Here is a 6,372-nt window from a genome sequence, read left to right on the forward strand (position 1 = left end):
TTGAAAATGGAGGTATATTATGAAAATAAAATTATTAAGCTATCTTTTAATTTCAACAATTATACTTGGAAATGGAATGAAAGATGGAGTATATATTGGAACTAGTAAAGGGTATAAATCAGATATCAAAACAGAGGTAATTATAAAAAATCAAAAGATTGATGATATTAAGGTTATTTCAAATAACGATACAAACATAATTTCTAATGCTGCTTTTGACAATATAAGAAAAGATATATTAGAAATTCAAGGATTAGGTGTTGATATGGTAGCAGGAGCAACATCGACAAGTAATGGATTCTATAGAAGTATAATAGAAGCTCTTAAAAGCTCAGGTGCTGATATTTCAGCTTTAAGAAAAATTAAAAAAGAAAAGATTTTAGTAAAAGAAAAAAGAGAATTAAAGACAGATGTTTTAGTTATTGGAGGTGGTGGAGCTGGATTAGCAGCAGCTTCTTCAGCTACTGAAAATGGTGCTAAAGTAATTTTAGTTGAAAAAATGAGCTTTTTAGGAGGAAATACTATCTTAGCGGGTGGTGCTTATAATGCAGTAGATCCTAAAAGACAAGAGCCTATGAATATAGTTGACTCTAACGAACTTTTTTATAAACATACTTTTGAAGGTGGAGATAAAAAAGGAAATCCAAAACTTGTTAAAATTTTAATTGAAAATGCTTATTCAGGTATTGAATGGTTAGAAGATAAAGGAATGAAGTTTAGAGAAAATGTTTTCACAGTTTTAGGTGCTCTTTATCCTAGAAGTCATAAACCTATTGAACCTGTAGGAACGGGATATATATTAACTTATGAAAAGTTTTTAAAGAAAAATGAAGTTCCAATATTATTAAATGCTCAAGCTAAACAGTTATTAGTTGAAAATAATAGAGTTGTTGGTGCTATAATTGAGACACCAGAAGAAATTTTAACTATAAAAAGCAAAAGTGGTGTTGTTTTAGCAACAGGAGGTTTTTCAAAAAATCTTGAATATCGAACAAAATATAATCCTAAATTGGTAGAAAGCATTCTTTCGACAAATACTCCAGGAGCTACAGGAGATGGAATTGTCCTATCTGAATCAGTAAATGCTAATTTAATTGGAATGGAGGATATTCAAATGCTTCCTCTTGGAGATCCTAGAACAGGAAGTTTAAGTGGTAATATTGAAACAACTGTTGAAAATAGAATCTTTATAAATAAAATAGTTCGGCCGAAGAAAATGTGCCTTACTTTTTTAGAATTTTTAAGAGCGCTAAATATAGATTAAATTATTGAAAATAAATGGGTTATCGATGGTCACGAAAATCCTTAGCGTTGTTATTCCACGTTTTCCTGGATTTAAAGCTGTTTTTTGAATAAATAGTATATAATATTTTTATCGTAATGTGTACCATATGATACAGAATTTATTTATTTTTAATGTTAATATAGATTAATATTTGAGAGAAACAAAAAAGTTTGAGTAGAAAATTTGAATGTCTAAAATTTAGAGAAAAGAGAGGTGAAATTGCTACAAAACAGAATATTGAAAAAGATGTTCTATCAGTTCAAAAGATAAACTATAGACTTTCAAATATTAGAACTGAGTATACAAAAAAAGTTGTAAACACTTTGGTAAGAACCAAGCCTAATTACATAACAATTGAAGATTTAAAATAGATAGAGATTTAAACGCCTCTATAAATCTAAGAGATTGTAAGCAGTATAAAATAATTATAAATGGGAAATTAACGACCACGGAGAACTAAACAAACTGTAGTAGCTTAGCGAGGCAGAGTTCGTTGAAGAGGTAAAAATCAAAGAAAGATACTTTTGTATATGGTTTTGTAGCAGGTACAAAATGAACGCAATAAGAAATATTAAATTAAACGAGGTTATAACACTAAAGGATTTAGTTCCATATGGTGAAAAAACAATAAACAGCTTAATGATTGCTTTAAAAAATTCTTTAAACTCGGCTATTTTCGCTTTTGATAAAGATGAAATGCTAAGTGAGCATAGTGCTCCAGCAGATGCTTTAGTTTATGTTTTAGATGGAGAATTAGAAATTTCTATAAATAAAGTTATTTATAAAGTGAGAGCAGGTGAAATGATTTTAATGCCTGCAAACATTCCTCATGCATTAAAAGCTACAGAAAAAGCTAAAATGTTATTAATAATAGTAAAAAAACAAGAAGAAGTTGGTGGATTTATAAATTTAGAATATTCAAAAGAAATTATAATGAAAGACATCTTGATTGGATTTAAAGGTGGGGTTGTTAGTAAAAGAGTTTTAAATTTAGAAAACTTGACATCTTTAATGTTTGCTTTATCAGAAAATGAAGAAATTGAACATAATCAAACTGAAGGAGAATTAATTATTTTAAATCTAGATGGAAAACTAAATGTTACTATTAATGGCAGTATTAAAACTTTAAAAGAAGATCAAATTCTAGCAATTCCTCCAAATACTTTATATGAAATAAAAGCTAAAACAGACAATAAATTTTTATTGATTGAAATTAATTAATTTAAATAATAATAAAATTAGCGAGCTAGTTAAAACTAGCTCGCTAATTAATTTTTACTCATAAAACTCTATTTTCAACTCTACAGGTCCATTTAATATAACTCTGTGAGGCTTGTTTGGAAGTATGCCTAATGAATGTTCAAAATCTACTGTATAAATAACATTAAGCTCTTCTTCCCAAGCAAAGTTTACTTTTCCAGAAATTACTTTTAGTAATCCGAATTTACCTTCAGGAAGCTTATGTAGTTTCAAAATTTCAGAAAATATAGTTTTTTCGTTCATTACTGGTGTTTCATTTATTTTTTTTAAATTAGTAGGTACCACATCTCTACTATAAATAATTGTATCTTCAAATACCCCATCATCTATTTTTGTTTTAATCTCTAAATCAAAAATAACTTCATTTGCCTCTGCTTCAACATGGGGATTTACAATTATTGGTTCTCTTTGTTCCTCACAGCTACAATCATTTTTTTTCATTTAGCTAACTCCTTCTAATTAAATTTGTGATATACATGATACTGGACATACTGAAGCGCATGCTCCACAATCTATACATATATCTTCATCTATTTCTCTTTTTGAATCTTCAACCTCTGAAATACAAGATACTGGACATACACTTTGGCATGCTCCACAAGCTATACATTCCTCTTTATTTATTCTATGAGCCATCTTTTTTCCGTTACTAGATACTTATAAAAGTCAAAAGTATCATTCCTTATTTATAGAATCCTATTTCGATAAATTAATTTATCTACTTTAGTGCATATAACTCTCGGAAGGCTTAAATCTTTCTTAGTAGCTCTACAATCTGAGCACGTCTTAGAACTTTGATAAAATCTTGGTACTTGTATAAATTCAATCAAATTAAATTCAGCTTTATATTTCATATAAGTTATAAATTTATAGAAATTTTGTTCAGCTATAGCCTTTGAGAGATGCTTATTTTTCATCAACCTTTAACATTTAAATCTTCCATTACAATTCTAGATAGCTTGGTTTTCACTATCTCATTAGTAATTCCATGAAGATTATTGTTACGAATATTAGAAATCCTTCTATAAACGAGCCTTATTTTTTTCTCTAATTTCACGATATTTTGGCTCTTGTCGTAACGGTTTGTCACCTCCCTAGTTTTTTCATATTTTCGTGAAACTACTTTTTCTATTAAAACAGAAAATTGCTTATAGCAATAGGTAAGGCTTTGACGTTATCTCCACCTTTTACCCTACTCTCACAAAACCGAAGAAATTTCGTTAGAGTCCCAATTTCTCAATGTTTCAACTCTTACTAACTTCCTTTAAATTTGTGAATTAATGAATACTTATTAAGTTAGTTATTCAATAAAAAACAGATTTTCTTTTAAAATTTTAGTAAAAAAATATTTATTTAAACTTTTTTAAAAGATTTATTGAACAGATATAGTATTTAATATTAAATATTAAAATTTATTATAGGAGGTTTTTTATGAATTTCGGTCAAATTTTTTCAAGTATTATCAGCAATAATAGTATTGTTGGAGCTATATCGTCATCTATTCTAATTATTCTTTTTGGATTCTATTTAAGAAAAAAGGAGGTTCTAACAAGTAGTACATCAAAAACATTAAGTGACGTTATTCTTTCTGCATCTCTACCAGCTTTGGCATTTAACGCATTTATGCAAGATATCAATAAAAATAGTTTAGAACAAGGATTAAATCTTTTAATCTGGGGATTTGCAATCTATATTATCTTAATATTTTTAACAAAAATTTTATACATCCAATATAAAGGTGAAAAAAAAGCTGTTCTTGAAGTTTTAACTATTTTCGGTTCCACTACATTTTTTGGAATTCCAATAATCGCAGCTGTTTATGGTGAGATCGGGGTTATGTATGCGTCCATTTTCAATATCGCTTATAGAGTTTTCCTTTACTCTTACGGATATATAAAGATGTCTGGTGTTAAAGTTGAGAAGAAAAATATAACTCAAATGTTTTTAAATCCAATTGTTTTAGCAACTTTCTTAGGTATGTTTATCTGGGTATTCCAAAACTCTTTACCACAAGTTACAGTTGCAGGTAAAGAATTTGCATTCTTAAGAATTGATAAAACAGCTTTTTGGTTATTTAGACCAATGACATACCTAGCAGCTCTTTCTTCTCCATTAGCTTGGATATCTATCGGAGCAAAACTTGCTGATATATCTCTTAAAGAAGCTTTCTCATCAAAAGATTCTTGGATATATAGCTTTATTAAAGTTTTAGCAGTTCCTGCTATAAATATAGTAGCTTTATATATTTTAAATGTAACAAATATTTTACCTATATCTTTTATTGGATTAGCTACTGTAGTTATAATGATGGCAACACCTACTGCTACTGTTGCAGCAGCTTACGCTATCAAATTTGATAAAGAATCACTGATGACATCAAATTGTTCTTTACTATCTACAGTTTTCAGTGTAATATGTATGCCGTTATGGATTGTAATTTTAGAGGTTATAAAATCTTTAGAAATATTTGGATAATAATTTTTTAGGAGGAGCTTATGAAGTTAATATGTTTTGGTGTTAGAAAAGTAGAAGAAGAGTTTTTCATAAAATTAAATAGATTTAAATATGATTTAACTCTTGTCGAAGCACTATTAAATGATGAAAATATCCACCTTGTTGAGGGACATGAAGCTGTTATGTTAAGGGCTAACTGTCCAGCTAATAGAAAAAATTTAGAAATTATAAAAAAATACGGAGTTCAATATCTTTTAACTAGAACTGTAGGATATAATCATATTGATTTAGATGCCGCTAAAGAGATGGGATTCAAATTAGCCAGAGTTCCAACTTACTCACCAAATGCTATTGCTGAACTTGCAATTACATTTGCTATGAATTTAGTTAGAAAGGGAGCTTATATGATCAACAGATCGAGAGAGAAAAATTTCGTTGTTGACGAGTATATGTTTAGTAGAGAGATTCGAAATCTAACAGTTGGTGTTATTGGAACTGGAAAAATTGGACTTACTACTGCTAGATTATTTAAAGGCTTAGGAGCTAAAGTTTTAGCTTATGATATCTACCCTAATGAAGCTGCTAAAGAGATTTTAGAATATGTTTCTATGGATGATTTAATCAAAAATTCAGACATTATAACTGTACACTGTCCGTATATAAAAGAAGAGAATGACAATCTACTAAATGATGAGCTAATTTCAAAAGCTAAACAGGATGTTATTCTAATTAATACTGCAAGAGGAGAACTACAAGATGTTGAAGCTATTCTTAGAGGTTTAGAAAGTGGAAAAGTTGGTGGATACGCTACTGATGTGTTTAGTAATGAAAAAGATTTCTTCTTTAAAGATATGAGTTCTAAAGAGATTGATAATACTGTACAAAAACTCTTAGATTTATATCCAAAAGTTTTAATTACTCCACATATAGGGTCATATACAGATGAAGCTTTAACAAATATGATTGAAATATCTTACGAAAATCTAGATGAATTTATTCAAAAAGGTTATTGTGAAAACCAATTATAAAAATTAATCTGAACTCCATTTAACGTTGATGCGTATGCACTAAAGTAGATAAATTAATTTATCAAAACTTCTTAGTTATGAAAAAAAAAAGAGTTCCAATTGGAACTCTTAATAATTATTATCTTGATACAATATTTTCAGCTTGTAATCCTCTGTCACCTTTAACAACATCGAATTCTACCGCTTCATTTTCTTTTAATGATTTAAAACCATCTTTTTTGATTTGAGAGAAGTGTGCGAATACATCTTTCCCATCCTCAGCAGTTATAAATCCAAATCCTTTTTCTTCGTTAAACCATTTTACTGTACCTTTCATTTAAGTACCTCCGTTATTTTTTGTTAGTA

9 protein-coding genes are annotated in these 6,372 nt (G+C 28.5%); 5 read left to right on the forward strand and 4 right to left on the reverse strand.

Annotation, left to right across the window (positions count from 1 at the left end):
- The first annotated feature begins 19 nt into the window (after window positions 1–19).
- From ACRCZX_RS06860 to ACRCZX_RS06870, 3 genes are all read left to right on the forward strand, one after another.
- Complete coding sequence (locus tag ACRCZX_RS06860) at window positions 20–1,264, forward strand: FAD-binding protein (RefSeq protein ID WP_438582186.1); 1,245 nt, start codon at window positions 20–22, stop codon at window positions 1,262–1,264.
- Between the two features lie 191 nt (window positions 1,265–1,455).
- Window positions 1,456–1,656, forward strand: coding sequence for a hypothetical protein (locus ACRCZX_RS06865; protein ID WP_438582187.1), 201 nt, complete (start codon window positions 1,456–1,458; stop codon window positions 1,654–1,656).
- Window positions 1,657–1,837: 181 nt separating this feature from the next.
- Window positions 1,838–2,506, forward strand: a complete 669-nt coding sequence (locus ACRCZX_RS06870) for a cupin domain-containing protein (RefSeq protein ID WP_438582188.1) — start codon at window positions 1,838–1,840, stop codon at window positions 2,504–2,506.
- A 54-nt stretch (window positions 2,507–2,560) separates the two neighbouring features.
- Here ACRCZX_RS06870 and ACRCZX_RS06875 read toward each other — a convergent pair whose 3' ends face one another.
- The 3 genes from ACRCZX_RS06875 to ACRCZX_RS06885 are packed head-to-tail and all read right to left on the reverse strand — an operon-like array spanning window position 2,561 to window position 3,462.
- On the reverse strand, window positions 2,561–2,986 hold the full coding sequence (locus ACRCZX_RS06875) for a DUF1971 domain-containing protein (RefSeq protein ID WP_438582189.1): 426 nt from the start codon (window positions 2,984–2,986) through the stop codon (window positions 2,561–2,563).
- A gap of 18 nt (window positions 2,987–3,004) precedes the next feature.
- Window positions 3,005–3,181 carry an indolepyruvate ferredoxin oxidoreductase subunit alpha gene (locus tag ACRCZX_RS06880; RefSeq protein WP_438582190.1) on the reverse strand — a complete coding sequence of 59 codons (177 nt, stop codon included), beginning with the start codon at window positions 3,179–3,181 and terminating at the stop codon, window positions 3,005–3,007.
- A 50-nt stretch (window positions 3,182–3,231) separates the two neighbouring features.
- On the reverse strand, window positions 3,232–3,462 hold the full coding sequence (locus ACRCZX_RS06885; protein WP_438582191.1) for a zinc ribbon domain-containing protein: 231 nt from the start codon (window positions 3,460–3,462) through the stop codon (window positions 3,232–3,234).
- A gap of 514 nt (window positions 3,463–3,976) precedes the next feature.
- Between ACRCZX_RS06885 and ACRCZX_RS06890 the strand changes: the two genes are divergently transcribed.
- Together ACRCZX_RS06890 and ACRCZX_RS06895 are read left to right on the forward strand one after the other, a co-directional pair.
- A complete protein-coding gene (locus tag ACRCZX_RS06890) occupies window positions 3,977–5,020 on the forward strand; it encodes an AEC family transporter (RefSeq protein WP_438582192.1) in 1,044 nt (347 codons plus the stop codon).
- Window positions 5,021–5,040: 20 nt separating this feature from the next.
- Entirely contained in the window at window positions 5,041–6,027 is a 987-nt protein-coding gene (locus tag ACRCZX_RS06895; RefSeq protein WP_438582193.1) for a 2-hydroxyacid dehydrogenase, read from the forward strand.
- Between the two features lie 118 nt (window positions 6,028–6,145).
- Here the strand turns inward: ACRCZX_RS06895 and ACRCZX_RS06900 are convergent, their stop codons facing one another.
- Window positions 6,146–6,343, reverse strand: coding sequence for a cold shock domain-containing protein (locus tag ACRCZX_RS06900; protein ID WP_438582194.1), 198 nt, complete (start codon window positions 6,341–6,343; stop codon window positions 6,146–6,148).
- Window positions 6,344–6,372: the final 29 nt, after the last annotated feature.

Source organism: Cetobacterium sp. (assembly GCF_051658645.1).
In the GTDB taxonomy this organism is placed as follows: Bacteria; Fusobacteriota; Fusobacteriia; order Fusobacteriales; family Fusobacteriaceae; genus Cetobacterium_A.